Origin of the sequence: Streptomyces prunicolor NBRC 13075, from assembly GCF_000367365.1 — a bacterium.
Classification (GTDB): domain Bacteria; phylum Actinomycetota; class Actinomycetes; order Streptomycetales; family Streptomycetaceae; genus Streptomyces; species Streptomyces prunicolor.
In genome coordinates this window covers 20,865-47,175 of record NZ_BARF01000092.1, presented here as the reverse complement: position 1 = coordinate 47,175, position 26,311 = coordinate 20,865, and the positions used below count along the sequence as shown (strand labels likewise).

Below are 26,311 nucleotides of genomic sequence, written 5' to 3'. Positions count from 1 at the left end.
ATCGGGCAATGGGAACTGTCAGTTCCCATCCCCAGGATAAGCGCAACCTTTGCGTCCCTTTGAATCACACAGCGACGTCCTACTGTCACTGGCACCGCCGCGGCGAGGCGATCTCCGCAACGGTGAACCAAGCCAGCTGACTCGTGTAAAGGATCTTCATGTCGCGCTCTGTTCTGATCACCGGCGGAAATCGTGGAATCGGGCACGCCGCGGTCCGCGCATTCACCCAGCGCGGCGATCACGTCGCGTTCACCCACTACACCGAAAGCGCCTCCTTCGATCTCGTGCACGACGGAGCCCTGCCCGTGTACTGCGACATCACCGACCCCGAACAGGTCGAGAGCGCCTTCAAGGAGGTCGAGGCCGACCAGGGGCCGGTCGAGGTTTTGGTGGTCAACGCCGGCATCACCCGGGACAACCCGCCCCGCACGCCCGAGGAGGACTTCGCCGTGGTCCTGGACACGAACCTCACGGCCTCTTGCCAGTTGGTCAAGTGGGCCGCCCGCGGAATGCTGAAGGCCAAGCGTGGCCGGATCATCCTCGTGCCCTCGGCCGTCGCCCTCAAGGGCGAGACTCAGACCGACGACGCGGCCTCCACGGCGGGTCTTGTCGAGTTCGGTCGCTCGCTGGCCAGGGAGTTCGGCTCAAGCGGGATCACCGTGAATATCGTGAGCCCGGGCCCGGCCGGCACAGCCATGGCCGATGACGTTCCTCTGGGCCGGATCGGGAATCCGGAGGAGATCGCCTCGGCCATCGCCTTCCTGGCCAGTGAGGAAGCCGCCCTCGACGCCGGCGGCAGGGTGCCGGTCGGCGGCGGCATCTCCATGGGGCACTGACTCCTCGACGCCGACCGTTTGCGTCGTCGTACGGCACCCACGTCGACGCGGGCAGATCAGTCCAACCTTCGGCAACTGGAGCGGGATGTCCACGCCGGATCTCCGGCCGCGCGGAAGATGACGTTGCGGGACCGCCGCGAGATGGCCGAACACTCCGACGGTGACCTTCGTCGGCTCAGGCTTCCGTATCACCGGGGCCGGGAAGTCGCTGTTCGAATCGTCGCCTTGCAACCGCCATGCGTAGCGACTGTCGCAGAGTGATCGTGCGGATGGAAGACGGTCGAACCGGCAGTGTTTGATCGAGCCAGGGGGCCGACGCGCGCCGTGATTCGGGCGGGGATGAACTCCCCGCGTCGTCGAGCAGTGCGGGGTCGCCCGACTCGCCCAACATGCCTTCCAGTCGATGGGCCTGGTCGATCGCGGCGTTTGGCATGTCCAGGCCCGACGCGCTGAGCCCGTCGGCGTACACGGCGATCCGGCACGCCCTGGTCGCGTATGGCGGCAACCACCTGGATCCCCTCATGCCGCCGCTCGGCCTCCACCTCGTGGAAGAGGTAGACCAGGGGCACGTCGAAGAAGCGGGCCCGTGCCTGGACGGTCTGCGTCTTCGGGTTGTACCCCGGTGCGGAGCTGCTGGGTGGCGCCTGCGGAGATGGCCATACGGGAGGCGTCGCGGATGCCTTGTGAAGCCTCCCCGGGCCGTCCAGCTTGGTGTTCCATGCCTGGTCAGGGCCGGTGTGAAGAGGCTGGACTTGTGCCACGGGTCGCCATATGGTCCTGGTCCCCGCACAAAAGATCACCGGCTGGGGACGGACCAGAAGGGGAGGGGCGATGCACGCACGCGGGCCATGAAACCCGCCCGGGGAAATGAGACCGGCGCCCGGGAGCTACTAACTCCCAAGCGCCGGGCCGGCACCCCGAAGAGCGCCGATTCACATCTCGCGGGCGGCGGGGCCTCTGCACGAGAACCGCCGCACCGCGCTCCTACGAATCACGGAGTATCGCATGCTCGTCACGCCGAGCGGAACTTCGGCCTGCCCGGACGATCGCCCGCACCGTCTCGCCGCCCAGCTCGCCGACATGATCCCGGGCGCGGCCACCATCCGGGTCAGTCTCAGCGACCCGAAGGAGACCTGGCCTCACCCGCACGTCATCGTCAAGGACGAGGCCGGTCAGACCATCCAGCTGGGCCGGATCGCCGCCAGGGTCGCGGCCCGCTGGATTCTGCGGGTTTGGCCGGAGGCGGACTGGACCCGGCCTCACACCTTCGACCTCACCGACGCGACCCTCACCCGCAGTGACCTGCTCGCCGCCCGTCGGGGCCGCTGACATGGCGCGGATCCGAACCGTCAAGCCGGAGGCCTTCGTCTCCGAGTCGCTCGCCGAGGTGAGCGTCGAGGCCGAGCGGACCTTCTTCGGGCTGCTCACCCAGGCCGACGACCACGGGCGTCACCGCGACAACGCCGCGATCATCGCCGGGCTGCTCTGGCCGCTGCGCGCCGAGCACACCTCGGTCCACGTCGAGGACGACCTCCACCAGCTCGCGAACGCCGGTCTGCTCTGCCGGTACACCGGTTGCGACGGCCGCCGCTACCTCCATGTCGTGACCTGGTCCGCGCACCAGAAGATCGACAAGCCGAGCCAGTCCCGTCTGCCCTCCTGCCCGCAGCACCACGGCGGCGACCGGTGCGGTGCCTGCAAGGGCATCTGCACCAAGCGGATCGAGGAGTCGCCCACCTCTCCCCGAGGGCTCGCCGAGGCTTCGCCGAATGCTCCCCGGGCCCTCGATTTGCCCGCGCGGCCCGCTGCGACGCCTCCCGGCCACGCGGGCGGAGCCCCTGCCGCCCAGCAGGACGCCCTCGACAGCATGGCCGACACCCCTAACCAGGTGGAAACGAAAGCAGCAGGTCAGACGGCATTCTCCGAGGATTCTCCGAGCCTTCCCCGAAGCGTCGGAGAGGGTTCGGCGCCTGGATCTAGGATCTTGGATCCTGGATCTTCTTTCCCTACGGGGCGCGTGGCGCCCGCAGCCACCGTCTCGGCCAACCAGCTCGTCGGCGAGTACATCGCCGCTTGCGAGGAGCGTCCGCCCAGTGACGTGCTCGGACACCTCGGGCGGATCACCAAGAAGCTCCTGGGCGAGGGCATCGCGCCGGAGCACATCCGGGCCGGGCTGCGGAACTTCGCCGCCAATCCCAAGCACCCGAGCGTGCTGACCAGCATGGTCAACGAGGCCATGAACGCCCGCCCGGGCGGTTTGGCCCGGCCGGGGATCCGGCCTACCGTGCCCGCTCACCGGGCGTGGACCAACCCGGCCGACGTTGCCGCCGCCTACGCCGAGGAGCTGTGATGCGCACACGTAACCGCGAACCGCAGCCCCTCGGCGGCACGGGCACCGTGGACCGGCTGGCGCGGATCCTGGCCGCCCGCAACATCGACCCGGCCGCCGTCACTGACCTGGTCGACGAGCCCGAGCCGTACTCCCCGCTGGACGCCCTCCTGGCGGGGATGCCCCCGCGCTACCGGGCCGCCGTCGCCGACCACCCCCAGGTCCTGACCTGGGCCCGGGACGTCGCCGAAGCGGCCGTAGCTCCCAGCCCGGGGGCCCGCCGACAGGTCACCACCGGCCCCAGCCTCCTGATGGCCGGGGTCGTCGGCGCGGGCAAGACGCACCAGGCGTACGGCGCGGTCCGACGGCTGGTGCAGAGCGGAGTCGGCGTCCGCTGGCGCGCGACCACCGCCGCCGACCTCTTCGCCGACCTGCGGCCCCGGCCCGGGGCCGACAGCGAGCGGGAGCTGGCGGCCGTCAGCCGCTGCCCGCTGCTGATCATCGACGACCTCGGCGCGGCGAAGGCGTCCGAGTGGGTGGAGGAAGTGACGTACCGGCTGATCAACCGCCGCTACAACCACATGCTCCCGACCCTGGTCACCACCAACCTGGCGATCAAGGACCTCCGGGCCTACCTCGGCGACCGCGTCACCTCCCGGCTCGCGCAGATGACCACCCGGGTCGAGTTCGAACCGGTCGACCGCAGACGCCTCCGCACCACAGCCTGACCCGCCGCAGGCCGCGCCTTCAGCGCGCCGCCCCATGCACCTCCCGACCCAGCGCACGCCTCCGCCGACGTCCCTGCGCGGAGAGCGATCGGAGCAACCCGCATGACCACCACGACGATCAGCCCTGCCCGCCACCGGTCGCTCGGCGACCACACCTGGCAGGACCAGGCCGTCTGCCAGAGCACCGAGTACAACCCGGTGGACCTCGAGATCTTCTTCCCCGAGCCCGACGAGACCGACAAGATCACCGCCGCGAAGTCGCTGTGCGGCCAGTGCCCGGTGCGCCGCACCTGCCTGGACGCCGCCCTCGAAAACGGTGACACCGACGGCATCCGTGGCGGACTGACCGAGGAGGAGCGCAAGTCGCTGCACGCGAAGCTCGCCCACCGCCTCGACTACAGCCGCGTCAATGCCACCATCGCCGGGCGCGACGTCCACCTCACGAGGGACGAGCGCACTGCGGTCGTCCTCGCCGCTTACCACCACGGAGTGACCGAGCAGCGCCTGGCCTGGCTCCTGAAGATCACCGAGGAGCACGCCCAGAAGCAGTACCGCGAGATTCGCCGCGCCTTGCGCAACCGGGGCCTGGAGAAGACCCCCACGACCACCCCGCCCCCCGAGACCGACGACGACCGCCTGGGCCGCGACGACTTCGGGACGGCGGCGTGACCGACACGAGTGCGCCGAGGACGGCGCACATCACCGGCTGGGACCGCGCGGTCGTCATCGCCCTGGGCGGCGCGGGGTGCGCGCTGTCGTACGACGCCCTTCAGCAGATGGCCGTCGCCATCCACGTCCGCGGGCTCCTGACCTACCTCTTCCCGCTGGTGATCGACGGCTTCATCGCCTACGGCATACGGGCGCTCCTGGTCCTGCGCGACGCGCCCCTGCGTGCCCGGCTCTACGTCTGGACGCTTTTCGGCACGGCCACCGCCGCCAGCATCTGGGCCAACGCGCTCCACGCGGTGCGCCTCAACGAGGAAGCGGGCTCGGCCACCGGGCTCCGGCTCGGGGACACGGTGGTCGCGGTGCTGTCCACCATCGCCCCGCTCGCGCTGGCCGGCGCGGTCCACCTCTACATCCTCATCGCCCGGGGCCCGGTCAAGGGCAGTGACCGCGAAGTCCTCGGTCAGGCTGACCAGCCCGAGGGCATCGCGGTCACCCGGACCGACCGAGTCGGTCAGCACGAGCCGCAGGCCGGTCAGGTCAGCGCCGGGCAGCCGGTCACTGCCCTGACCGACCGGCCGCGACTGTCCCTGGACAAGCAGACCCTGGGGCGCCGGTCACCGATCGGGGACAGCGCCACGGCGGTCAACGGCAACCAGGTCACCGGCGAGAACGGTCAGTCGCACGAGGCCGCTGACCAGCCCGGACAGCCGGACACCGCGCCGTCGGTCACCGACAGCCCGATCGGAACCACGCCGGTCACCGGCAACCAGGACACCCTCGTGCCGCTCACTGACCGCCCGGTCACCCCGTCGCCGGTCACTGACCGGGACACCCGGACAACGAGTGACCGGAGGTCCGACCCGGACACCGAGGAGCTGTTGAAGATCGCCCGGTCGGCGGTCAGGGCCGAGGACAAGCTGACCCGCAAGGTGGTCGCCCAGGCGATCCGAGGTCAGCAGATCCCCCTGTCCAGCGACACCTTGACTGCCCTCATGGCCCAGCTCCGCGAGCAGCACGGACAGCCGGTCACCTCCGCCCGGGACTGACCGGACACCGCGAAGCGGGTGACCGAGCCGCACACTCTCGCCGGTCACCCGCTCCCGGACACACGCCCCACATCATCCAGAAGCGAACCGGAGCACACCGCATGCGCACCCACCCGGCCACACCCGCCGAGGTCGACTCCTGGCTGACCGTCCTGCACCAGCACGGCCACCTTCACCGCGCCCAGTCCGGCCCCGACACCACCTGGACCGTGCAACGAACCCGGGACAGCCGCCCCTGGACCCTGCACCACCCGGTCCTGGCCATGGACTGGATCGAGGAACTCGTCCGCGACATCCGGCAGGAGAACCCGGAGACACGCCGATGACCGCCAACGACCCGGTGGCCACCACGGACGGACAGCAGCGTGACCCCAACACGGCTCCAGGCGGAGCAAGTTGTCGCCTACGACGGTCCTACGGCCCGTCGTACGCACTTGCCCCTGCCCAGGAGGGCGGGGGGAGTCCGGTGGGTCCCCGAGCGAGGGCGCACGGGGACCCACCAGACGACCGGCACCAGGGGGCACCGGTCACAGGGGGAGAAGCCGACCAGCGCGAGCCGCCGAGCCCGAGCACGCCCGCCTTCCCCGACCGCAAACCCCGCCGCCGCAGCCGCAACCCGAGCGAGCGCACCCGCAAGACGACCACCCGCCTCTCCGACATCGAGAAGGCCGAGATCGTCGCCGCAGCTACGCAGCGCGGCGTCACCGTCGCCCGATTCCTCGCCGCAGCCGCCCTCGCCACTGCCCGCGGTTCCACCACTCTCCACACCAACGAGCAACTCGACACCGCCATCGACGAGTTGGCCGCCCTGCGCACCGCCCTCTCCCGCATCGGCAACAACATCAACCAGATCGCCTACACCTACAACGCCGGCGGACAGCCCCGCCCCGGCGAACTCGCCCACGCCTTCACGACGTTGACCCGCCTCCTGGCCCGCATCGACGACACGGCCGAAGCCCTGGTGAAGAAGCGACTCTGATGGTCCCCAAGATCCGGCGCGGCTCACGCACCCACGGCCTGCTCGTCTACCTGTACGGCCCCGGCAAACGCGACGAACACATCGACCCCCACCTGGTGGGGAGTTGGGACGGCTTCGCCCCCGACCCCGGACGCGACACCAGCCCCGACCCCGACCCCAAGGTCACCCTCGCCCGCCTCACCGCCGCACTGGACCTGCGCGTCAACCAGCTCGGCGACAAGGCCCCTGCCCAGCACGTCTGGCACTGCTCGGTCCGCACCGACCCCGGCGACCGGACCCTGACCGACGCCGAATGGAACACCATCGCCCGCAGCCTGGTCCACGCCGTCAACCTCGCCCCCGAAGGCGATCCGGACGGCTGCCGCTGGGTCGCCGTACGGCACGCGGACGATCACATCCACATCCTGGCCACCATGGTCCGGGGCGACCTGCGCCGCCCCAGGATGAACTACGACTTCAAGAAGGCTCAGGCCGAATGCCGCCGCATCGAGAAGGAGATGGGCCTGCGCCAGCTCAAGCCCGGCGACGGCACCGGAGCCAAAACCCCCACCAGCGCCGAACGCTTCAAGGCCGAACGCACCGGCCGCCCCGAGGCTCCACGCGAAACGCTCCGCGAAGCCGTCCGTCAATCCCTCGCTGGAGCCGCCACCGAGGAGGAGTTCTTCACCCGGCTGCGCGAGGCGGGCCTGCGCGTGAAGATGCGATACGCCCCGTCCGGTGACGCCCTCGGCTACAACGTCGCACTCCCCGGCGACCGCAACCGCGACCGCGAGCCCATCTGGTTCGCGGGCTCCACCCTGGCCCCCGACCTGTCCCTGCCGAAGATCCGCCGTCGCCTAGCCGACGCCACCTCCGACCGTACGACGCCCTCGGCATCCACCAGCGGTCGACCGGACTGGTCGCAGCCCGCCCGGGAACGACGCAACGCCACCAGCATCGCCGAACGCGCCGCCATCCTCCTTGACAGCGACGACGACGAAGCCACAACTCAACTCGTAGGCGTTGGTGAACTCCTGGACGCGGTCGCACAGACCTCCGCGGCCGCCACCCGCGCCGAACTGGGCGCTGCCGCCCGCGCCTTCGAGCGCGCCACCCGCAGTCACATCCGAGCGGAGTACGCCGATACCCGAGCCATCCGCTCGGCAGCCCGAGGGATCATCCAGGCCGGCAACGCTCTCGGCCGTGGTGAGGACGGCGGTACCACCGCCATGCTCGTCTCCATCCTGGTCCTGGTCGCTCTCGCCGCAGCCCGCTGGCACTCCGCTCGCGGCCATGCCCAGCAGGCCCACGCTTCCCGACAGACCGCCGAGCACCTACGAGCCGCCTACCGCCAAATCGCTGCCACACCCATGCAGACACTGCGCGACCAAGGCCGCGCCCTGCCCGAAGCCGAACGCCGAACCCACGAGGCCACCATCCACGCAGCCCTGACGGAACAAGGACTACGAGCAGATAGTGCGTTGACGAAGACCGACGCTCTGGCCGCCACCCTTGCCCAGGCCGAGCAAGCAGGCCGCGACCCCAAGGCCCTCTTGCAGCAAGCCATCGACCTGCGCGAACTCGACACCGCCGACGACGTGAACGACGTCCTGGTCTGGCGACTGCGCCGCCTCGCCCAACTCCCCGCTCACCCTGGCGAAGCGACTCGCCGCCCGCAGACAGGCACCGGCCGGCCCAGGACCTCGGCCAACCGCACCAGCACGCAGGCGGCACCCACGGATGTCGCCCGCCACGCCGCTTCCGAACTGTATAACCGGCCACCGCACCGCTGACCAGAGTTGGGCAGACCGGTCACCGGCCTGCCCAACTCCACGAAACCCCTGGACAACCGAATCCACCGGCTGTTACGGATGGAAACGGAAGGACCTCGACCGGGAGATGACGCTCGTGCCCAGAACCACCCACCGCCCCGCAGCGCCGACACCTGCGTTGCCCGTCCTCCCCGTCGGCACCGATCCCCTGCTGCAATTCGAGTACGAGACGCAGCCGCCCAGCGGCCCCGGCGCGACGCGCTGCCTCAGCCACCCGCGCTCGCTGGCCCTGGGGGGAATCCCCGTGATGTGCACGGGTTGCAGGGCCCGGCGCGACTGGCTGCTCATCAACCACGGCCGCAACGTCTGGATCGTCTGCCGGTGCAGCAACCAGTGGCTCGAACCTGAGATCAGTCGCGCCGACTTCGACGCCCTGATCGCTATCCCGGACGGGACGACCTACCCCAGCGTCGAGCAAGGTCTCGCAGCGCTCGGCTTCGATGGGGCTTTCGCCGGCACCTACCTGGACTAGGCGAGCGAAGTACCAAACGCCGAGGGGTGCCACCGACATGTCGGTGGCACCCCTCGGCGTTTGGTGTGGTCAGCTACGGTTGCCGTTCTTCGGCAGCCCACCTCGGAAGTCGCAGCCGGGGCACGCGTCCTCGCCCTGGATATGACCTTCGTACCAACCGTGGACGGCCGCGTGCAGGATCGCCTCCTCCACCGAGGCTTCGCCGTTGCGGACCGAGGCGATGGCGTTGCCGACGATCACTCGGAGCACGCCGTTGTCCGGCGAGGGAAATGGCGGCGACGGCATCGGCGAGTCGGTCATGTCCTGAGCCTAGGGGCCAATGGGCCGTCATCCAGCGGAATCGGCCACCGGAGGAAGCCCGCTGGAGCGAGTCAGGCGGTGGATGCTGAGTTGGACCGCAGCAGAGTGAAGCCCAGACTCTCTGGCGGGAGTATCGACGGAGTGTTGGAGCGATTCTCGTAGCCGGTGAGGGACGGCGCGGTTGTTCGCGGCGTCCTGAGATCGGCGCGCGCGGTTGGGCGTACGGCAGGGCCGCCCCTGCCTGATCGGCGTGGGGCGGCCTTCTGTGGTTTCGGTCAGACCTGGGCGAGTCGATTGGAGAGGTCGAGGGCTGCGGTCGCGACTGCGAGGGCGGCGCAGAGGCCGAGCACCTCGTGGAGGGTGGGGCGGACGAGGCGTGGCCAGTCGTCCGGGGCGGTGGGCCAGGAGGCGAGATGTACCTCGGTGGTGGCCAGGCCCAGGTGGGCGGTGACGTTCCAGCCTGCGAGGGAGGCTGCTTCCCAGTGCAGGCGAATGTGGCCGAGGGGGAGTCTCGGGGTTTCGGCGGGGAGCCATGTGACGTCGAGTGGTCCGTCGGGGAGGGCGGAGACTCGCTGGACCAGCGCGCCGCGTACGCCGCTTGGGATGGGTTGTATGGCGAGGCGGTGCAGCGGAAGGAGACGTGATGGGCAGGATTGCGAAGGGATAGGGGTCTCCGGTGTGTGTTGGTGGGCCTGGTCAGGCCCAGGTGAGGGCATCGCTGACCGCTATCGGGAGGTAGTCCTCCTGGCCGTCGTCGGCGATGAACGCTTTGCCGTCCCGGACGACGACCTCGGCTCCCACGTAGTGGGTGAAGGGGAAGTCGGGGTTGATGGCGAGGCGGATCGGCAGATTGGGGTCGAGGTTCTGGAGCTGTCGGAGCAGGTGGCCGACGGTCAGGTAGTGGGGCATGGAACCTCCGGGGGCGGTACGGGATGGTAGGGCGGAGCTGGTGATGGTGCGTCAGCAACCGTCGAGGCGAAGCAGATCGCGAAGGACCTTCGGTCCCTGGGTATGGCTGGCGAGGTGTCGCTTGCGGTTCTCGTTGACGTAGCCCTTGCCGGGCTGCTTCATCTCCCACTCGCCGCACGAGCAGATCGCCTGTGTGTACGCGCGGCCGGGGCAGTCGGGGTGGAGCGGCTTGCCGGAGCTGGTGTGTTTGTGGTTCGCCGGGCACAGAGTGCCGTCGGCGTGGTGGTTGGTGAGCGGAGCGCGGTGTGCCAAGGGGTCCTTCCGGGAGGGGGCGGTAGTGCGGTCAGCGGCTGGGGGTGGCGATGAGCGCGGTGAGGAAACCGGCGACGGCTTCGGAGGGGGTGTGGCGGCCGAACTCCTGGACCCACGGCTCGCCTTCGGTGGGTTGGACCTGGACCTGCCAGACGATGCCGCGCTGCCAGGCGGTGGGGTCTTCGGGGAGCCAGCCGACGTAGACACGGCCGTCGGGGCTCGTCGCGTGGACGTTGGCCTGCGGGGTGTCGACGACGGCCCAGCCGAGGGCGTGGAGGAGTTCGAGTACCGGGTCCGCGCAGTGGTCGGAGACGAGCCGGCAGCGTTCTTCCATGGCAGGGCGGACGACGGCGGGCAGGTGGGTGGCGGAGGCGGTCACGGTTGGACGATCCCTTCGTTGACCTGCGGTTTTTCCAGCACCCGTACGTTGACACGCGGTATGCCGAAGCGCGTAGTCGTTTCCCGGGGTGCGACGTCTGCCGTGGGCGAACTGGCAGCCGCCAGCAGTTGGTCGGCGACCCGGGAATGGATCGGCGCACGCAGTTGTCGTACGTCGGTTGCGGCGACAGGTCGCGCAGAACGAGGAGGAGCAGGGGTGGCGAGCAGACACTGGGACGGCGCCGGGCTGGAGCGCAAGATCCGCGCCGCCGGGAGGCCGTGGACGGTGGGCGACATCGTGATGGTCGCCGACGGACAGTGGGCTGTCGGTGCGCAGTCCGACGGACAGCGGGACGAGGGCGGGGAGTTGGAGCACCGGATCGCGGACGGGCGTCGCGTCGAGTTGACGTTGGAGGAGCTGGCCCGCGTGGTGGGCTCCCGTATCGGGGATGCCCACCGTGACGAGGACGGCGCCTGACCGGTCAGCGGTGCGGCCCCAGTCCGGCCACCGACGGGCCGACAACGGCTGAAGGCGCGAGTTGATTGGGCGCCTGGCCCAGGGCGCGTGGAGCGTGCGCGGAGCGGGCGACAGCGGCCTGGGCCAGGCGGACTGCTGGGGCCCGGTCCGCGGTCGCGGCGGCTTCACGCGCTTCGATCACGTGGCTGATGGCCTGCAGGGACGTACGGCTCTCCGCTTGGGCGACGCGAAGGTCCGCCGCCGTGCTGGTGATCCGTTCCAGCTCGTAGAAGGCCGGCACGTGGCCGGGCCGGGTAAGGGCGTGCAGACGGTCCTGGTGCACGGCCACGGCGTTGTTGGTGATGACCAGGGCCGAGCGGATGTGCATGGCCGAGCGCAGGAGAGGGTCGTTGTTGGGGCGGCGGACCGCGAGGGCTTCGAGGTCGTCGATGGGGCGGCCCCAGGCTTTCTCGATCATGGCGGTCGCTTGGTCGAGCGCGGTGGCGTCGGGCATGGCGGAACTCCCGGCATTCGGGGGTGTTGTTTCGGTCAGAGGTGGCCTCGGAGCCCTGAGGATCAGCGGCTGTGGCGCTGGGCGGGCGAGATGGCCGGCGGCAGGGCCCCGGGGCTGTGCGCGGACTTGCTCGACCGGATCTGAGTCGACGTCGCCGTGCGGCTGCGGGCGGCCATGATCCGGAGGTCGGCGGCTGTCTGCGGGGTGCATGCGGCGCGGTGGACGGCCTGGGCGACAGGGGTACGGCGCACGTCGAGTGGGGTCGGAGCGCGAGAGACCTGGGGGACGGCCGGGCCGACGGGGGTGAGCGTGACCAAGTGCTGGACCTCACGGGCGAGTTGGTGCCGCTCGCGGATCACCTGGGCTGGATCGGTCATGGCGGCTGCCGTCGCGGCTATCAGGTGGGACGGGGTGCGGGCGGTGAAGACGGCCTCAGCGCGTGTGCGCCAGCCCGGTGGACCAGCCCACAGCGTGACGGTTTCGTCGTCCCAGGTGGAGAGGCGGTTGTCGATCAGGACGCCTGCCTGCCCGTCGGGGGCGACGATCTCGACAGTGCCGCGCTCGGCCGCCTCACGGCGCCAGCCGGCTTCGGTCAGCGGTCGGACGGCGTCGGCCCAGTACAGCGAGGGGTTCGCCAGAAAACGCCCGTTGCCCTCGTAGGGGTCGGCTTCGGCGTAGTCGTTTGCCAGGGCGGTGGTGAGACCTGCGACGATCTCGGCCGGGGTGACATGGTTGAAGGTCGCCGTCCAGCGGGGCGCGGAGACGGCCTCCGGGGATGCCGTGATCTTCCACAGCTCGAAGTCGTCGCCGAACCAGCCGATACGGATCCGCTGGTCGGGCGAGGTGACGAGGAGCTGGCAGGGGCCCTCGTCGAGGTGGTGGTGGGGCCAGTGGGCGACGGGGGCGAAGCCGGCTTCTCCGGACCCGTTGGAGCCGGCCAGGTACCGGGGGCTGACCAGTACATCCGGGAAGTCGCGCTGATCGTAGGGCAGTTGGGTGCTCATGGTCGGGTTCCGGGGCGTAGGAGGGGGACGCGCCTTCGCGCAGAGGGAGGGCTGCTGGACTGCACGTGGGCGCCGTGGCAACGGGGAGGCGCGGCTGGTTCTCGGTGCCACGCGGATCACCGGGCTCGGGAGACGGCCGACCGCGCGGTGACGGACGCCGGCACCCGCGGTTGCGGCTGCGGTGCGTGGCTGAAGAAGGCGCTCGGCGCGGCGGTGCTCCGGCGCAGGGCCGCTGTGGTCCGGTTGCCGTCCGCCCCGAGCGGCACGCCGGTGTGGGTCCGGGTGGCTGCGGGGGCCGGGGGCGACGGGTGCCTTGGCGACGAGAAGGGGGTGCTCCAGTGTTCGACGGCTGCGTAGACGGGGCCCAGTGCTCGTCCGGCGTCGGTCAGGACGTAGGGGTCGCCGTGGCGCGGTCCGGTGCGGGCGACCAGGCCGTCGGCCTCAAGTCGGCTGAGTCGTTGGCGGGTTGTGCCGCTGTCTAGGCCAGCCGCTTCGGCGATGTGGCCCAACCGCGTGGTGCCCGCGTCGAGGATCTGGATCACGGTGGTTGAATGCCGAAGGAACAGACGTCGTACGGCGTTCTCGGCGCGTTCTGCTCCGGCTACGTTGCCGAGTGAGAGGTTGGTCTGGGACCAGTCCGCCAGGGCGCGGTGCACCGGTGCCAGGGATTCGCCGAAGGCGCTGAGCTGGTACGGGGCACCGTGGCCGTCGTTGGTTCGGGTGACCAGCCCGTCCGTGTGCATCTGGGCCAGCCGCTTGCTGACGAGCTGCTCGCTGACGAAGGGGAGCCCGGCGGCGACGTCACGCACACGCATTGGGCGACCGTGCTGCGCCAGGGTCTGCGCTGACCAGGTCGTCCACTTCGGCGCTATGAGGAAGAACGCGTCCTCTACGCGCTGAGCGTCGACCGAGCCGATCGAGGAGGCGGAGGACTGTACGGGGGTGGGCATGGGGGACGTTCTTTCTGGGGGGAGGGGGATCAGCGGGAACGGGAGGGCTTGGTGGCCGCGCCTGGTGCGGGTACGACAGCTGGGTCGGCGGTGGTGCCGGGGAGCGTCGTGGTGTTGCTGCGGTTGAGGGCGGCGGAGACGCGCGGCGTGGCCGTGCCCGCGTCTCGCAGGGCTGCCTCGCCTTTCGGGGTGAGGGAGATGAGTTGTCCCGGCCGGTACAGTCCCTCGCTGGTGTCCCGGTCCAACAGCCCGGCGGCGATCAGTCGTTGGACGGTTTCGGGCCAGACCCTGTCGGCGAGGCGCTCGCCGCGCGCGTCCGAGAGAGAGATGTAGCCGTAGACCCCGCTCTGGTGGAACCGCAGTCCGCCGGCCTCGACGGCTTCCAGGGCCCTGAGCCGGAGATCAGCGGACACGGCCCAGTCATCGTCGCGGCCGGAGACCTGTCCGTTGTCCTGGTCGCGGGCCTCGGTGTGTGAGGGCGGAGCAGGGTTCGGCTCGGGGAGGAGACGACGGTACGCGACGATCGACTGCACGAGCCGCTCGTAGGTCGCGTTCTGCGCCGAGACGAGTCGGCCGATCTGCTGGACCGCAGACCGCACCGGTTCGTACGAGCTGGGTGAACCGTTGAATTCGCCTCGCCCGACGGGTTCGAGCACTCCGAGAGCGGCCTGGGTCGCGCGAGTCACCCGGCCGTGCAGTTCGTCGAGTTCGTGGGCGGTCCCGATGACGAGCGTTGAGGCGCGGTACAGCGGATCACTCGGCCGATAGCGGACGTTGAGGGTCCAGGGGTCCTCGACGCCGAGCATCTCGGCGACGAGGTGGGCGCCGGGCCGTTTGGTCGCGTCGTGGGGGTTCATTCGGCGGCCTCCATCCGGGCGAGCAGCGAACGGACCAGGGTGGGAAGGCTGTCGGGGCCGTCACCGATCCGGACGTGGGCGGTCGCCTCGCCGAGGACGTACGCGGCGTCGTCGAGGAGACCGCTGGAGATCTCCATGCAGGCGTCGGTGATCCGGGAGGCCGCGAGCAGGGACTCGGAGAGCACCTCGACGTAGTCGCCCGGCGGCAGACCGGCAGCTTCGGCGGCGGTGCGAATTGCGGCCAACTCCATTGCGTTGAAGGCGAATTCGGACTCGCTGTCAGCCCTAATGCCTGCGGGCGCTGTCGAGGCCCGTTCCGGCGGTTGCGCGGGGATGCCCACGCGCGTGCAGATCTGGTCGACCGAGGTGGTCAGTTCGGCGAGGGATTCGGTGAGCCATCCCAGCGCGGAGGCGTAGGAGGCCAGGGTGAAGAGACCTGCGGGTGTGGTGGGGAGCGGCGCGTCGGCCACGAAGCCTTCGAACCGGTCGTTCAGCTCGCAGACCACCCGAGGCCCGGCGGACAACGCACCCAACACGGGGTGCAGGTAGGAGCGGCTGACGGCCGTCGGGTACTCGGTGGTGAGGATCCCGGAGACGCTCTGTGCGGCATCGGTGAGGAGGCCCGCCAGTTCGCTACAGGCCATGGGGGCGCGGGTGGCGGTCATCGCTGGGGAGCCTTTCGGGACGCGGAGGCAGCGGGCTGAGCCGCCGTTGGACGAGATGGAGCGACAGCCGTCGGCTGATCGACCGCGTGGGGAGAGCGGGATCGAGCGGCCTGGACGCGGGCCTCGGCGGCGGAGGCCGTCGCAGTGTCCTGGAGGGGGTCGGTTCGGAGGTGGGCCGAGCGGTAGACCTCGTAGTCCTGTCGGCTGCCGGCGGCGACGAGATAGATCTCGCGCTTGTGGGTCGAGGTGGGCGGGGCCGGACGGAACTGGATGACCATCCGGTAGGAGACGGACGGGTCGACGTAGACTTTGTGGAAACCTGCGAGGCGGCCCTTCAGCGGCAGGCAGTCGTCGCTTCCGTGGACCAGATTCTGCAGTTCCAGCAGCGCCAAGTCCCTTATCTTGTCGGGGAGTTCACGCAGGTCCGTGATGGCGTCCGGGTGTGCGGCGAAGGCGAAGCGGGCGCGGCTCACATCGACCTCCGAGAACCCTGCTGCCGGGCCGTTTCTGTCGGCGGCACGTGGTGGGCATCGAGGCCGGCCTTCGGGAGCGCGGACACACCGGCCGACCGGGTGAGGGCAGCACCGGCTCGGAGGGCGGCTGCCTCGTCGCGGTATTCCGGCGGCTGCGGCAGAGGACCGGTGCGGTCGTCCAGCCAGTTGCGGGCGGCGTCCTCGTCGGCGAAGGCGCCCTCGCGCATCGTGTACGTGTGGGCGTCCGTGTCGCCCTCTTCGAGGAAGACCCGAATCGGTGCCTGAGCAGCACTGGAGTCCCGTGTCAGCGTCCACGTTTCACACGGGTCGAAGTCCGAGGTCTGGCTGTCGAGGACCTCGTAGCGGGCGGCCGACTCCCGGATCTGCTGCTCGATCCGGACAGTGAGCTCGTCGGCGGGCTTCATGAAGTCCCCGCCGACCTGAGTGATCGATTCGGGTGGGCAGCCGCGTTCGATCAGCCAGTTCTGGGCGAAGGCCAAGGTGGCGTGATAGCTCGACTCGAACGTGAACGTGTTCAGGCTGAGATCCCGCGCGACCATGATCGCCGCTACCTGCGGTTCGCCCGGGATGCCCCAGGTGATGGATCGGTCGTGGGCGACGACGAAGCTGTGCGAGCCGTTGGGCGTGGTGTGGTGTTGGGCCAGGACCGTCAGGTCACCGGGCCAGAGCCCTTGCTCGGCGCGTTCGGAGGCCGCGTCGGCGGGCTCCAAATCGTCGAGACGGAAGTCGAGTTCGTCGGCCATGAAGTCGCCGGGCCAAAACCCTTGCTCCGTGTCCTTGGAGCCCGCGTCGTTGGGCTCGAATTCGTAGGGACCGAAGTCGTAGGGGCCGAAGGCGGGTTCGTTGCTCATGCCGCCAGTCCCAGTTGCTCGGGTGCGGGGGTGGCCAGCACGCGGTGGTTGGGCCGGGTCGGGCTCGTCGTGCAGGCGGCGAAGGGGCCGTCGGGAGCACGGAGATGGACGAGCGTTTGGTCGAGGTGGTCGCGGTGCCACACCGAAGGACCGGACAAGCCGGCCTCGGCATCCGTGAGCTGCTGCCACGCGAGCCAGAGGGCGTGCAGCCGGGCGACGGCCTCGGGGTGTTCGTGCCACTGCGCGCACCACGGGCGGCTCGTGCTGATCTCCCTGCCGTACACCGGGAGGAAGAGGTAGTTCACCCAGTCGCTGAGGGCGGCGAGTTCGACGGTGTACGCCTCGCCGCCCAGCGCGAGGATGAACACCGAGGCGGGGCCGTCCACTTGCTCGGAGTTGGCCGTCTCTGCTGTCGGGGCGCCGTCCTCCGGCCGGGATGCTGCGGGCTCGGGATCGGGTTCGGAGCCCAGGCGGTCGAGGATGACACCGTGCTGCCTGACCTCGGCCATGGTCTTGGCGAGGGTGCTGGCGAGGTCGTCGAGGTCCTCGTCGGGGACGCGGAACGGCTCCGGGGCGGGGGTGGTCTTGCTGCTGTCGGACATGTGGGCGTGCTCCATCTGTGGGACGGCGACATGCCGACGAGGGTCCGCAGAAACCGCGATTTGGTGCGGCCGGGCAATCCCTGTAGAGAGCGCTATGTCGTCGTGCAGCGAGGACACCGGGGGAAGGGTGGGGCGAGCAACTGCATGGCGCGGGTGGCCTGTTGAGGTACGACGCCGTTGCCGAGCGCTGTGAGCTGAGCCGGTCGTCCGAGCCCCGGGGTGGCGGTGACCCAGCCGGGCTCCAGGCCCTGCATCCACTCCACGAAGTCGGCACGGAGCCGTCCGGCCGCGTCGGTGGGCGGCGGCGCGGGACGGGTGAGCGTCTCCCATCGGGTGATGGCGGCGGCGTACGCTCCCCATCGCCCGTCGCTTCGTCGGATTCCGGGGGCGTCTCCGCCCACAGCGGCAGGACCTCCGCCGACAGAGGCGGGCGCGAGCCCTTGCCCGGATGCCGGCCCCGGGTGCCGGTGCCGTTCGCCTTCCTGGCGGGGAGCAGCGATGCTGCGGCGCTCGGCAGGGTCATGTCCCCGTTGCCGTGGCGCTGGTTGGGCGAGCCCTTGGTCCCGTCCGATGCCTTCGGGGTGGGCAGGAGCCACTCCACCTCGTCGGCCAGGTTCGGGCCGTGGCCCCCGCTCTTCCTCTTGGTGGGGTGCTGGGAGCCGCCGTTCTTGCCGATGTTGCTGGTCGGCGTCTTGAGCAGGGTGGTTGGCGGGCCAGGCGGTGAGGAAGGTCCGTTCGCGGCGGTGTGGTGCTCCGATGTCGGAGGCGCGAAGCACGAGCCACCGTGCGTCGTACCGGAGGTCGGCCAGGGATCCGAGTACGGCACCAAGTGCCCGCAGAGGAGGCTGGGTTGGGTCGTCTCCCAGGCACCACGGGCAGAATTCCACGTCGCCAGGGGAGCCGGCGGGCGACGTGAGGAGTCCGCGGACATTTTCGATCACCACCAGGCAGGGGCGGAGGGCTTCGACCGCACGGGCGACGTGCAGCCACAGCCCCGAGCGGGTGTGGGCGTTGAGTCCGGCCCGTCGGCCGGCGACCGAGACGTCTTTGACAGGGGAAGCCCGCCGTCAGGACGCACACCCGCGGGACGGTGGACCAGTCGACGGCCGTGATGTCGCCCAGGTTGGGCACGGTGGGCCAGTGCCGGGCCAGGATGCGTGCGGCGTCCCGATTGACCTCTGCGTGCCAGGCCAGCGTGCCGCCGAGGGCGGACTGCACCCCGAGATCCAGCCCGCCATAACCCGAGCAGAGCGAGCCGATCATCGGCGGGCCCGTGATGGTGTTCTGCATGTCACCGGCTCCGCGTCGTCCGGGCCGGGGCGAGTGCTATGGCCGGGGCATCAGCGGAAGGTGGAGCGGGAGTTGCGGTCGTAGACCGGTGGCGGGCGGCCTGGAGCCGCACGGCCGGAGGCGTAACCGTCGCCGATGCGGCGCGAAGGGAGTCGGCGGCTTCGCGAAGGGCGGTGTCCGCCGCACCGAGTGCGTCGTCCATCACCCGTGCCGCTGCTTCCCGGGCATCCCGGGCGTCGGGCTGGTTGCCGAGGTGCTCGGTCTGGTGCAGGAAGGAGAGCTGGTGGGCTACTGCTCCGAGAGCGGATGCCGCTTCGCCGGCAGGCCGTACAGCGGCGGCGAAGCTGGTGATGACCCGCGCAGCGTGGGCCTCCTGGCCCTGGGCGGCAGCCCGGAAGAGGACCTCGTCGCCCAAGTCGGTTATCAGCTGGCCGAGTTCGGAGATCTGCTTGGCGACGGCGACGCTGTCGGGCGAACGGTGAAGGCCTCCGGGGCCTGGCAGTTTCCTGCGCTGGGCGTCGAAGACTGAGGCCGTGGCACGCAGAGCCAGAGCGTCGGCGATGGGGGTGTTGTTCACGGTGAATTCCATTGGAGGGGACGAGCGATGGGCTGAGGGGGCTATCTGTGGCCGCGTGAAGGCGGTCGCGCGGCGGCCGGGATGGGCGCCGAACCGGGCCGCGCCGAGGGCGGCGGCGATGCCCGCGGTGTGCTGCGGGAGAGCGCGGCACGCACCTGCGCAGGCGGAGTCCCGGTCGGTGCGAGAGCAGGGGCCGTCGGCGGCGGAGCGGGGCGGCCGTTCGCGGCCTGCCAGCGGGTACGCACGTCGTCGAGCGGGGCGAGTGCGTGCAGGGCGTGGTTGATGAGCCGCCCGGGGGCCAGCGTCTGGTTCTCCGCCAACGACCGGACGGCGTGTGCGGAGGCGGCGGCGGTGCGGGTGACCGAGGAGCGCATGACCTGCTCGCCGAGCCACTCGGCGCTGCCCGCGCCCACACCGTCGCAGATGGCGGTGACTTGGTCGTCGGTGAGGTTGCCGTCGGCCAGGAGCCCGCGCTGCTGGGCTTCCCAGAGCAGGGTGATCCGGTCGATGGGCTCGCCCCGATGGTGCAGTGCGCCGAGACAGCGGTAGAGCTGCCCGTGGGCCGGGACGACGAAGTCGCCCGGCCGCAGCCAGCCGACCACCTCCTCCATGGCCCCCGGACGCTCAGCAAGGACGGCCAGAAGGAACCGCTCGTCCTCGGCGACCTGGTCGGCTCGGACCGGCGCCGGGACGACGGTGGTGGTGGAGGGCGGGAGAGTTGGCGCGACGGGGCGCGGTTCGGTGCCCCAACGCCGTGCGAGATCGTTGAGGACGCCGGTCAGTACCTCCGCGGAATGCAGGGCTCCCTCGACCTCGCCCCGCAGGGCGTCGGCACGGGCTGCTTGGTGGAGGCGGATCGCGTGTTCCGTGATGCTGCGGTGGATCGCGCCCTCCAGCACCATGCGGCCGTAGACCGGGGCGTGTTCGGAGCGAGGGCAGGCCGAGATCAGGGTGTGGGGGTAGGCGGCGGTCAGCCCCCGGACGTGGCGACTGGCCTCGTCGACCGCGTCGGTCACCCAGGACAGCGGCGGTACGGATGTCTCGGCGGCCAGCGCGGGGTGGCCGTCGTTTCGCAGCTTGCGCAGGGCGGCGAACAGCGCTTGGTGGATTGGCCGGTAGAAGTGATCCGGGGCGAGCCAGTCGAGGTGCGCGAGCTGGCCGGGGTCGAGCAGCACCGACCCGAGGACCGCCTGTTCGGCGCGCAGCAGTGGGTTCATCGCTTACCCCCAGCGCGGGAAGCGGAGGACCCGCTCTGCCGGACACGGAGGTCGGCGACCGCCTGATCGGCAGCCGTCATCGCCTGGGCGAAGCCGTCCAGCATGCTGGTGAACGTGGGATCGGTGGCGAGAATCGAGCCGGCCCCGCTGACCAACCGCCACTGGCCGTCGCGCCGAATGGCCGGCGAGCATACGAGCCGCCCGGGACGCGGCGTGGGCGCGCTCATGCCGACAGCCCGAAATTGTCGCGGCCCAGGGACTTGGCGAGGGCCCGCTCGGTGATGGCCTTCGTCGCGCGGGCCGAGGCCGGGCCGACGACCTTGGCGGACGGCTCTTTGTACCAGGGCCGCAGGTCGAGCATGGCGACCCGGATGCCGGTGGCGAGCAGCAGCGCCTTGCCCTTGGGGAGCGCGCGGATCGCGTCCGGGGGCAGGATCCGCTCGGTGCGCATGCTGACCGAGGTGGACTTGCCGCTCTCACTGGTCGAGACCGAGGTGGTCTGGACGTCGTGGTCACCGACCTGCCTGCTGAGTCGGTCGGCGAAGTCGGCGTCGTCGATACCGCTTCCGATGATCTTGATGGTGGCGGCGGACCAGAGGGCGTCCATTCCGGCCTCGCCCCAGCAGCGCTGGCCCTGCCGGTAGGACTGCAGGATCGTCATCGGGATGACGCCCCGGCTGCCCAAGTGGCTGTACAGGTCGGGGAGATCGGAGATCTTGCAGACGTTCGCGGCCTCGTCGAGGACGCAAAGCGCGGGCGGGTCGAGCCGCCCGCCGGAGCGCTCGGCGACGACCACGGCCGCGCGCATCACGGCGTCGGCCGCTGCCGCGATGATGGCGCTCGCGCTGCCGCCGCCGTCCTTGCTCAGCAGGTACAGGGTGTCGCGGGACGTGGCGAACGTGAACGGCTTGAACTCGGGGAGGTCCTTGCTGGGCGTGACCCAGGCCGCGACGTCCGGGTCGAGGAGACAGCTCGCGTACTGCCGCGCGGTCTCGTAGATTCCGTCCCGCGTCTCGGTAGCTCCGCTGACGGTGCCCTGGAGCTGGGCGGCGACCGCGTCGTGGCCGGCGTCGGTGAGCAGGTCGACCGGGGTCCGGTCGGCGGGGGAGGCGAGCCAGGCCAGGACGTCGGTGATCGGACGCCGGTTGCTGGCAGCGGCGAGGAACAGCGCGCCGAGGGTGTTGCTGGCGGCGGTGGACCAGAAGTCGGAGCCGTTCGACTCGTCCACGCTGGCGGCGACGAAGTGCCCGGCGAGACGTTTCGCCCCGGCCAGGTCGCGGGCGTCGGCCAGGATGTCCCACCACATCTCGCGCGGATGGTGGGCGATCTGCTGGGGGTCGAGGGCCCAGACCGTGCCGACCTCGGCGCGGGCGTCCACCGTCGCGGTGAAGGCATCGTTCGCCGCCTTGTTGGAGGTCAGCAACACCGGGCCAGGAGCCGCGAGGATCGCGGGGATCGCCAGTCCGGAGGTCTTCCCGCTCCGCGGGGCCATGATCGCCACGATCACGTCCTCCCAGGACGCACGGACGTCGGCCCGGCCCGGAGAGAGGGCGCCGAGCAGGATGCCGCGGTCAGCAGGCGCGACCTCTTTTACCCTCCCGGCCGCTCAGGGACGGCCGCAGGCTCCTCGCCTTGGCGGTGATCTCCTTGTCCAGCAGCGGGGCGAGGTCGGCCTTCCGGGCGAGGCCGTTCTTCGTGCCGCCGCGCAGCCGCATCCACAGCACGAGAGCGAGCGCGGTGAGGAAGGCGGACAGCAGGCCGGGGATGATCCGCGCGCCGATCAGCAGCGCCAGGGGGCTCAAGTGCGGCCACAGCGCCCTGGGGTGAAGTAGTGCGTCGGTGGCACTGAACGGCGCCCAAGGGCCAGTACCGGAAAGGGAGTTGGTGACACTGCCGGACAGCCACGCCAGCGAACCGAAGGCGAGCGCCATGCCGAGCATGCCGAAGAGGAAGTAGAGGAGCGCGTCCGACCCTGTAGTGGTCGACGGCGCGCTGGTACGCGGTGCGGGCACAGTGGGTCCTGGGAATGAGCGCAGGCGAGTGATGGGGGCGGGGCACGCGGCGCTCTTCTGCTGGTCATCGAGGCAACTCCTGTTCGGGAAGCGGGATGGCGACCGGGGTCATCGGGTGCGGGGTGCGCGAGGCGCCGGAGGAGGCCAGCGGGACAGGTTCACGGCGTGACCGACAGGGCCAGATCGTCGACGAGGGACGAGAGCCGGTCCCGGGCTGCTTCGGGACTGGCGGCGGAGACGATGACGAAGCCGACCCGGCCGGTGCTGAAGGTGCCCTCCGGCGGCAGCACGACCCGCTCTCCGACATCCCGGAGCCACGTCACCTGGTGCAGCCACGGATACTCCGGGCCAGGGACGGCGGCCAGACTTCGGCCGGTGAGGGTGCCAGTGGCCGGGGTATAGAGGATCTTGATCGCGGCGGTGGCGCGTGCCGTGGGCGTCAGGTCGGGAGTCCTTCCGCAGGCGACGTCGGCAGCGATCCGGGGGAGATCGAGGCCGGTGGCAAGGCGGACGAGCTTGCCGATCAGGTCGCCGCCGATCCGGGCGTTGACCTCGATGATCCGCGGACCGGAGGGGGTGAGGCGTATCTCCACGTGCTGGACGCCATCGGTGACGCCCAGCGCTCGCACGGCCTGGACCGCAACGGGGGCGACCTCGGGCAGCAGCGGGTCGTCGGCGTCCACGGTGTGGCCGACCTCCTGGAAGTACGGAGGGAAGGCGACCTCCTTGCGGCTGACGGCCAGAGCGGTGGTGGCGCCGTGCTGGGTGACGCACTCCACCGATATCTCCGGGCCGTACAGGTACTCCTCGACCAGCACACCGCTGCCTTCCGGGCCCTGCTCACCGGCTCCGGCGGCAGCGAACTCCCAGGCGGCAGGCAGGAGTTCAGGGGTATCGACGCGGATGACACCGATGCTGCCCGCGTGCGAGGAGGGCTTGAGGACCACCGGGAAGCCCGTGCGGAGCGCGGCGGCCGTCGCCTCGTCCAGGGTGTCGACGCGGGTGGAGGTGGCCGAGGGCACGTGGTGCTCGGCGAACAGACGGCGGCTGGTCGCCTTGTCCCGGCAGGCGGTCATCGCCACCACGCTGTCGCCGGGCAGGCCGAGGCGGCCGGCGAGTTCGGCGGTCGGCACGAGCGTGTACTCGTCCCAGGTGACGACTCCGGCGATGGGGTGCCGCGCGGCCAGGGCCAGGCCGGCAGCGACCACGGCCGCCGGATCGTGAGTGTCGGCGACCTCGTGATCGACCACCAGATGCTGCTGCCAGGACGGCGGCTTGGCGTCGATCAGCGCGATCGGGTAAGCGGCGGCGGCCTGCTCGACGCAGTAGCCGCGATAAGCGGGATCGGTTCCGCCGACGACGATCAGCAGCGGGCGAGTGGATCGGGACATGGGAGGACCTCCGGACGGCAACGGCGGGAAGGGGCAGGAAGGGCGGGGCAGTTCAGCGGCTCGTCACCGCGCATCCGCAGGCTGGACGGGCTCGTTGTGGAGTGCGGGGACCTGCGAGTGGGGTAGTTCGCAGGCGGTCCGGTGCCGCCGTAGGCCGGCGAAGCACGCACTCAGCGCTACGCCCTGGAGCGCGGCGCACGCCAGCAGCAGGTGCGGGATCTCAGCAGTGGGAACGACCGCGATCAGGGCTCCGGCCAGCGGAAACGGCAGCAGCACCAGGATGATCGTCACCGCCAGGGTGGAGCCGAACGCCTGCACCGGGATGAGACGGGACCGCAGCGTGCGCAGGACGACGGTCAACGCGCCATCGCCGGCCATGACCACCGCCACCGCCACGGTGTATGCGGTGAAGCTCAGCGCCAGGGCGGTCGCCAGGCATGCCGCGGTCGAGACCGTGGCCGCCGCTGCACCGACCGACCAGATGCCGAAACGGTCGATCGCACGGCGAGTGGCCCACACGACAAGCAGGGAGGCAACGGCTGCCATGCTCCAGACCGACCCCACGGCGACGGTGGAGTAGTGGAAGTGGTGGATGACCGTGATCGGGGCGGCGGCCTGCAGCACGCCGAGGGTCAGATTCGAGACGACCAGACCGCCCACCAGCCAGCCAAGTGCGGGCGTACGGCGCAGAGTTGCCCACCCAGTCAGAAGACTGCTCGACACCGGACGGTGATCCGTGCCGCCGACATCGCCGGACGCGGTCGCGGCGGCGGTCAAAGCCAACAGCGCGACCACGGTCAGCAGTACGGCGGGGCCGGCCATCAGCAGCAGGCCACCCAGGAGCGGACCGACGAGCATCGCACCCTGGTCGATCCCGGTCTGCGCGGCCTGCACACGGTGGGCCGCCATGCCCAACCGGCAGCCCGCTTCAGCCCCGAGAGTCTCCACCGCGACGAAGGAGACCTCCGCAAACAGCCCGGAGACAGCACCGAAGGTCAGAACCACACAGGTCGTCATCGGCCCGGCGCTGGGCAGGACGAGCAGCACCGCACCCGCCAGGACCACCACGGCGGTACGCACCAGATTGGCCATCCGGAAGACACGGCCAGCACTCCACCGGTCGACCAGCGACCCGGCGAACGCGAAGGCAGCCAGACGAGGCGCCCATTCGAGGAGAAACGCAACACCCGTCAGCGCGGTGGACCCGGTGGTGAGCAGGACCAGGAGCGGGATGGCGTAGGTGGCCGTCGCACTGGCCAGAGCATCGGCGGCCCGCATGACGTAGGTGCGCGGCAGACCGGAACGGGGCGTGGGTGAAGAGATCATCCGGGTCACCGCGTCCGGGGATCGGGTGCCTGCGACGGACGTACGGCCACGCTCGCATCCGCTGTTCCAGAGCCGAGGACCGAGGTGACCTTGGCCGCTGCGGGCGACGTGGCCAGCGCGGCGCTTCGCGGGCCGGAGAGTGCCGAGGACCGCTCCCACGCCTCGGTCCCGGACCGCTGCGCGTTGCCGATACGGCCCAACTCGCCGCCCGAGCCGACGAGTTCGGACTGCGCCGAGCTGACGAACTCCGCAGCGACATCGAACCGGTCGGCGAGCTGGTACGCCTCGTCGTCGAGGTCGGTGATCTGCTCGCCCGCAGCCTCCAGCGCCTCCCGGAGACGTTCCAGCGCACCGTGTTCGGGATGGAGGAGGTGGTCGACCGCCTGTCGAAGGTCGGCACCGTTCCCGGCAGACCTGATCCGGTCGGTGAGACGGAGGAGTTCGGCTCCGGCGGTGTAGGGCCCGAGCGGGTTCGCCGCGGTGCTGATCCGGGTGGTGTCGAGGGAGGGGTCAAGGTCGACTCCGTAGCGGGCGGCGCGGAGCATCTCGGCCGCGTGGGAGGCGATGGCGGCGCGGTCAGCGGCCGGGGTGGTGGTGGGAAGGCGGTGGCGTCGGCCGTACCAGTCCTCGATCTGCTGGAAGCCGGCGTGCTTGAGGAGCGTGGCGGAGAGGTCGTCGCCGGCGCCCTTCGCCGAGACGCTGCCGCTGGGTTCGGCGGTGATGGTGATGGAGCGGGCAGGCACGTGGGTCTCCTGGGCGCGGGGTATCGGGTGTGGAGCGGTGGGCAGGTGGCCCAGTTCGACTGCGAGGCGGTGGCACTCGGTCTGTAGGCGGTAGGCGTCGCGGTAGGCGTTGTGGAGGCTGCCGTCCTCACGGGCGAGGGTGGCCACGACGTGCACCTGCCGGGGCTGGTTGCGCAGGGCGATCCAGCGGCAGGCGTCCGGATCGCCTTCCGGCGCGATCCCTGTGGCGACCACCAGGCGGCGGGCGACGGCGGCCCACTGCGAGTCGGTGGGGTCCGACCGGCGGGGGTCGGAGCGGACCGAGCAGACCCACACCGGCCGTTCGGGTGCTCGGACCCCGAGGCGCTCGACGGGTGCGTCGAGGGCCTGGGCCAGATAGGGCAGCGACTCAGGCTCGGCGAGCAGTTCGATCGGGGCTCCGTGGCCGTCGCCCGCGACCAGCCGAGGACTGGTGTGGGTACCCCGCTCGCCCGGCCCGTACAGGTACGTGAGCAGGCCGGAGGTGTTGCTGGTGCGCTGCAGGTGGGCGATCACGGCGTCAACCTCGAAGGGGAGTGGCGAACCGGAGCCCGGAGGTTCGGGCCGTGAGGGA

Annotated in this window: 29 protein-coding genes and 3 pseudogenes; 11 read left to right on the top strand and 21 right to left on the bottom strand. The window is 70.7% G+C overall.

Annotated elements, in window-relative coordinates:
* The first annotated feature begins 158 nt into the window (after window positions 1-158).
* The 10 genes from SPR02S_RS38940 to SPR02S_RS38895 all read left to right on the top strand — a co-directional run bounded on the left by SPR02S_RS38940 (window position 159) and on the right by SPR02S_RS38895 (window position 8,870).
* Window positions 159-836 carry an SDR family oxidoreductase gene (locus tag SPR02S_RS38940; protein ID WP_019062441.1) on the top strand — a complete coding sequence of 226 codons (678 nt, stop codon included), beginning with the start codon at window positions 159-161 and terminating at the stop codon, window positions 834-836.
* A gap of 1,005 nt (window positions 837-1,841) precedes the next feature.
* Window positions 1,842-2,165: a hypothetical protein gene (locus tag SPR02S_RS38935; protein ID WP_019062440.1), complete on the top strand. Its 324-nt coding sequence runs from the start codon at window positions 1,842-1,844 to the stop codon at window positions 2,163-2,165.
* A gap of 1 nt (window position 2,166) precedes the next feature.
* On the top strand, window positions 2,167-3,186 hold the full coding sequence (locus SPR02S_RS38930; protein WP_026151249.1) for a hypothetical protein: 1,020 nt from the start codon (window positions 2,167-2,169) through the stop codon (window positions 3,184-3,186).
* Entirely contained in the window at window positions 3,186-3,893 is a 708-nt protein-coding gene (locus tag SPR02S_RS38925; RefSeq protein ID WP_019062438.1) for an ATP-binding protein, read from the top strand. Before SPR02S_RS38930 ends, SPR02S_RS38925 begins: the two co-directional genes overlap by 1 nt.
* 102 nt (window positions 3,894-3,995) lie before the next feature.
* Window positions 3,996-4,562, top strand: coding sequence for a WhiB family transcriptional regulator (locus SPR02S_RS38920; protein WP_019062437.1), 567 nt, complete (start codon window positions 3,996-3,998; stop codon window positions 4,560-4,562).
* Entirely contained in the window at window positions 4,559-5,608 is a 1,050-nt protein-coding gene (locus tag SPR02S_RS38915) for a DUF2637 domain-containing protein (RefSeq protein WP_019062436.1), read from the top strand. The genes SPR02S_RS38920 and SPR02S_RS38915 overlap by 4 nt, the downstream gene beginning before the upstream one ends.
* Before the next feature lie 101 nt (window positions 5,609-5,709).
* Window positions 5,710-5,934, top strand: coding sequence for a hypothetical protein (locus SPR02S_RS38910; RefSeq protein ID WP_019062435.1), 225 nt, complete (start codon window positions 5,710-5,712; stop codon window positions 5,932-5,934).
* Window positions 5,931-6,587, top strand: coding sequence for a MobC family plasmid mobilization relaxosome protein (locus tag SPR02S_RS38905; protein ID WP_026151248.1), 657 nt, complete (start codon window positions 5,931-5,933; stop codon window positions 6,585-6,587). Before SPR02S_RS38910 ends, SPR02S_RS38905 begins: the two co-directional genes overlap by 4 nt.
* Entirely contained in the window at window positions 6,587-8,359 is a 1,773-nt protein-coding gene (locus tag SPR02S_RS38900) for a relaxase/mobilization nuclease domain-containing protein (RefSeq protein ID WP_019062433.1), read from the top strand. Before SPR02S_RS38905 ends, SPR02S_RS38900 begins: the two co-directional genes overlap by 1 nt.
* Window positions 8,360-8,465: 106 nt before the next feature.
* Window positions 8,466-8,870, top strand: a complete 405-nt coding sequence (locus tag SPR02S_RS38895) for a hypothetical protein (protein ID WP_019062432.1) — start codon at window positions 8,466-8,468, stop codon at window positions 8,868-8,870.
* A gap of 69 nt (window positions 8,871-8,939) precedes the next feature.
* Here the strand turns inward: SPR02S_RS38895 and SPR02S_RS38890 are convergent, their stop codons facing one another.
* The 5 genes from SPR02S_RS38890 to SPR02S_RS38870 all read right to left on the bottom strand — a co-directional run bounded on the left by SPR02S_RS38890 (window position 8,940) and on the right by SPR02S_RS38870 (window position 10,770).
* Complete coding sequence (locus tag SPR02S_RS38890) at window positions 8,940-9,170, bottom strand: hypothetical protein (RefSeq protein WP_019062431.1); 231 nt, start codon at window positions 9,168-9,170, stop codon at window positions 8,940-8,942.
* Between the two features lie 275 nt (window positions 9,171-9,445).
* On the bottom strand, window positions 9,446-9,886 hold the full coding sequence (locus SPR02S_RS60895; protein ID WP_245607689.1) for an esterase: 441 nt from the start codon (window positions 9,884-9,886) through the stop codon (window positions 9,446-9,448).
* The gene (locus tag SPR02S_RS38880; protein WP_019062429.1) at window positions 9,867-10,079 is read right to left on the bottom strand and encodes a hypothetical protein; all 213 of its coding nucleotides are present in this window, start codon (window positions 10,077-10,079) and stop codon (window positions 9,867-9,869) included. The genes SPR02S_RS60895 and SPR02S_RS38880 overlap by 20 nt, the downstream gene beginning before the upstream one ends.
* Before the next feature lie 51 nt (window positions 10,080-10,130).
* Window positions 10,131-10,391, bottom strand: a complete 261-nt coding sequence (locus SPR02S_RS38875; protein WP_019062428.1) for a hypothetical protein — start codon at window positions 10,389-10,391, stop codon at window positions 10,131-10,133.
* A gap of 31 nt (window positions 10,392-10,422) precedes the next feature.
* Window positions 10,423-10,770 (bottom strand): SPDY domain-containing protein, encoded by a 348-nt coding sequence (locus SPR02S_RS38870; protein ID WP_019062427.1) that lies wholly within the window; start codon window positions 10,768-10,770, stop codon window positions 10,423-10,425.
* A gap of 216 nt (window positions 10,771-10,986) precedes the next feature.
* On the opposite strand from SPR02S_RS38870, the gene SPR02S_RS38865 reads away from it, so the two are divergent.
* Window positions 10,987-11,247, top strand: coding sequence for a hypothetical protein (locus tag SPR02S_RS38865; RefSeq protein ID WP_019062426.1), 261 nt, complete (start codon window positions 10,987-10,989; stop codon window positions 11,245-11,247).
* Window positions 11,248-11,251: 4 nt separating this feature from the next.
* Here the strand turns inward: SPR02S_RS38865 and SPR02S_RS38860 are convergent, their stop codons facing one another.
* From SPR02S_RS38860 to SPR02S_RS65220, 16 genes and pseudogenes are all read right to left on the bottom strand, one after another.
* A complete protein-coding gene (locus tag SPR02S_RS38860) occupies window positions 11,252-11,740 on the bottom strand; it encodes a hypothetical protein (protein WP_019062425.1) in 489 nt (162 codons plus the stop codon).
* 62 nt (window positions 11,741-11,802) lie between these two features.
* Entirely contained in the window at window positions 11,803-12,744 is a 942-nt protein-coding gene (locus tag SPR02S_RS38855) for an SPDY domain-containing protein (protein ID WP_019062424.1), read from the bottom strand.
* Window positions 12,745-12,860: 116 nt separating this feature from the next.
* On the bottom strand, window positions 12,861-13,694 hold the full coding sequence (locus SPR02S_RS38850) for a winged helix-turn-helix transcriptional regulator (protein WP_019062423.1): 834 nt from the start codon (window positions 13,692-13,694) through the stop codon (window positions 12,861-12,863).
* Window positions 13,695-13,723: 29 nt separating this feature from the next.
* On the bottom strand, window positions 13,724-14,551 hold the full coding sequence (locus tag SPR02S_RS57310; protein WP_019062422.1) for a hypothetical protein: 828 nt from the start codon (window positions 14,549-14,551) through the stop codon (window positions 13,724-13,726).
* Window positions 14,548-15,216: a hypothetical protein gene (locus SPR02S_RS38840; RefSeq protein ID WP_019062421.1), complete on the bottom strand. Its 669-nt coding sequence runs from the start codon at window positions 15,214-15,216 to the stop codon at window positions 14,548-14,550. Before SPR02S_RS38840 ends, SPR02S_RS57310 begins: the two co-directional genes overlap by 4 nt.
* The gene (locus SPR02S_RS38835) at window positions 15,213-15,689 is read right to left on the bottom strand and encodes a hypothetical protein (RefSeq protein WP_019062420.1); all 477 of its coding nucleotides are present in this window, start codon (window positions 15,687-15,689) and stop codon (window positions 15,213-15,215) included. Before SPR02S_RS38835 ends, SPR02S_RS38840 begins: the two co-directional genes overlap by 4 nt.
* On the bottom strand, window positions 15,686-16,561 hold the full coding sequence (locus SPR02S_RS57305; RefSeq protein WP_019062419.1) for a hypothetical protein: 876 nt from the start codon (window positions 16,559-16,561) through the stop codon (window positions 15,686-15,688). The genes SPR02S_RS38835 and SPR02S_RS57305 overlap by 4 nt, the downstream gene beginning before the upstream one ends.
* On the bottom strand, window positions 16,558-17,163 hold the full coding sequence (locus tag SPR02S_RS38825; protein ID WP_019062418.1) for a DUF4913 domain-containing protein: 606 nt from the start codon (window positions 17,161-17,163) through the stop codon (window positions 16,558-16,560). Before SPR02S_RS38825 ends, SPR02S_RS57305 begins: the two co-directional genes overlap by 4 nt.
* A gap of 92 nt (window positions 17,164-17,255) precedes the next feature.
* Window positions 17,256-18,158, bottom strand: a pseudogene (locus SPR02S_RS66565) (DNA cytosine methyltransferase); the annotation flags it as partial.
* A gap of 121 nt (window positions 18,159-18,279) precedes the next feature.
* A pseudogene (locus SPR02S_RS65840) lies at window positions 18,280-18,426 on the bottom strand (DNA cytosine methyltransferase); the annotation flags it as partial.
* Window positions 18,427-18,454: 28 nt separating this feature from the next.
* Window positions 18,455-19,030, bottom strand: a complete 576-nt coding sequence (locus SPR02S_RS60885; RefSeq protein WP_078623129.1) for a hypothetical protein — start codon at window positions 19,028-19,030, stop codon at window positions 18,455-18,457.
* Between the two features lie 41 nt (window positions 19,031-19,071).
* Window positions 19,072-20,247 (bottom strand): DnaB-like helicase N-terminal domain-containing protein, encoded by a 1,176-nt coding sequence (locus tag SPR02S_RS38810; RefSeq protein ID WP_019062416.1) that lies wholly within the window; start codon window positions 20,245-20,247, stop codon window positions 19,072-19,074.
* Window positions 20,248-20,470: 223 nt separating this feature from the next.
* Window positions 20,471-22,259: pseudogene (locus SPR02S_RS38800) on the bottom strand (type IV secretory system conjugative DNA transfer family protein).
* Between the two features lie 158 nt (window positions 22,260-22,417).
* Entirely contained in the window at window positions 22,418-23,650 is a 1,233-nt protein-coding gene (locus SPR02S_RS38790) for an ATP-grasp domain-containing protein (RefSeq protein ID WP_019062414.1), read from the bottom strand.
* Between the two features lie 63 nt (window positions 23,651-23,713).
* The gene (locus tag SPR02S_RS38785) at window positions 23,714-24,976 is read right to left on the bottom strand and encodes an MFS transporter (RefSeq protein ID WP_043258788.1); all 1,263 of its coding nucleotides are present in this window, start codon (window positions 24,974-24,976) and stop codon (window positions 23,714-23,716) included.
* 5 nt (window positions 24,977-24,981) lie between these two features.
* Window positions 24,982-26,253: a hypothetical protein gene (locus tag SPR02S_RS65220; RefSeq protein ID WP_019062412.1), complete on the bottom strand. Its 1,272-nt coding sequence runs from the start codon at window positions 26,251-26,253 to the stop codon at window positions 24,982-24,984.
* Window positions 26,254-26,311: the final 58 nt, after the last annotated feature.

Bases quoted from the DNA above. Each gene is read 5' to 3' on its own strand.
- SPR02S_RS38850 (WP_019062423.1), bottom strand. From the start codon at position 13,694: ATGCCCACCCCCGTACAGTCCTCCGCCTCCTCGATCGGCTCGGTCGAC.
- SPR02S_RS57310 (WP_019062422.1), bottom strand. From the start codon at position 14,551: ATGAACCCCCACGACGCGACCAAACGGCCCGGCGCCCACCTCGTCGCC.
- SPR02S_RS38810 (WP_019062416.1), bottom strand. From the start codon at position 20,247: ATGAACCCACTGCTGCGCGCCGAACAGGCGGTCCTCGGGTCGGTGCTG.
- SPR02S_RS57305 (WP_019062419.1), bottom strand. From the start codon at position 16,561: ATGAGCAACGAACCCGCCTTCGGCCCCTACGACTTCGGTCCCTACGAA.
- SPR02S_RS38895 (WP_019062432.1), top strand. From the start codon at position 8,466: ATGACGCTCGTGCCCAGAACCACCCACCGCCCCGCAGCGCCGACACCT.
- SPR02S_RS38925 (WP_019062438.1), top strand. From the start codon at position 3,186: ATGCGCACACGTAACCGCGAACCGCAGCCCCTCGGCGGCACGGGCACC.
- SPR02S_RS38840 (WP_019062421.1), bottom strand. From the start codon at position 15,216: ATGACCGCCACCCGCGCCCCCATGGCCTGTAGCGAACTGGCGGGCCTC.
- SPR02S_RS38790 (WP_019062414.1), bottom strand. From the start codon at position 23,650: ATGTCCCGATCCACTCGCCCGCTGCTGATCGTCGTCGGCGGAACCGAT.
- SPR02S_RS38905 (WP_026151248.1), top strand. From the start codon at position 5,931: ATGACCGCCAACGACCCGGTGGCCACCACGGACGGACAGCAGCGTGAC.
- SPR02S_RS38935 (WP_019062440.1), top strand. From the start codon at position 1,842: ATGCTCGTCACGCCGAGCGGAACTTCGGCCTGCCCGGACGATCGCCCG.
- SPR02S_RS38880 (WP_019062429.1), bottom strand. From the start codon at position 10,079: ATGCCCCACTACCTGACCGTCGGCCACCTGCTCCGACAGCTCCAGAAC.
- SPR02S_RS38930 (WP_026151249.1), top strand. From the start codon at position 2,167: ATGGCGCGGATCCGAACCGTCAAGCCGGAGGCCTTCGTCTCCGAGTCG.
- SPR02S_RS60895 (WP_245607689.1), bottom strand. From the start codon at position 9,886: ATGCCCTCACCTGGGCCTGACCAGGCCCACCAACACACACCGGAGACC.
- SPR02S_RS38910 (WP_019062435.1), top strand. From the start codon at position 5,710: ATGCGCACCCACCCGGCCACACCCGCCGAGGTCGACTCCTGGCTGACC.
- SPR02S_RS38855 (WP_019062424.1), bottom strand. From the start codon at position 12,744: ATGAGCACCCAACTGCCCTACGATCAGCGCGACTTCCCGGATGTACTG.
- SPR02S_RS38785 (WP_043258788.1), bottom strand. From the start codon at position 24,976: ATGATCTCTTCACCCACGCCCCGTTCCGGTCTGCCGCGCACCTACGTC.
- SPR02S_RS38920 (WP_019062437.1), top strand. From the start codon at position 3,996: ATGACCACCACGACGATCAGCCCTGCCCGCCACCGGTCGCTCGGCGAC.
- SPR02S_RS38860 (WP_019062425.1), bottom strand. From the start codon at position 11,740: ATGCCCGACGCCACCGCGCTCGACCAAGCGACCGCCATGATCGAGAAA.
- SPR02S_RS38825 (WP_019062418.1), bottom strand. From the start codon at position 17,163: ATGTCCGACAGCAGCAAGACCACCCCCGCCCCGGAGCCGTTCCGCGTC.
- SPR02S_RS38940 (WP_019062441.1), top strand. From the start codon at position 159: ATGTCGCGCTCTGTTCTGATCACCGGCGGAAATCGTGGAATCGGGCAC.
- SPR02S_RS38890 (WP_019062431.1), bottom strand. From the start codon at position 9,170: ATGACCGACTCGCCGATGCCGTCGCCGCCATTTCCCTCGCCGGACAAC.
- SPR02S_RS38900 (WP_019062433.1), top strand. From the start codon at position 6,587: ATGGTCCCCAAGATCCGGCGCGGCTCACGCACCCACGGCCTGCTCGTC.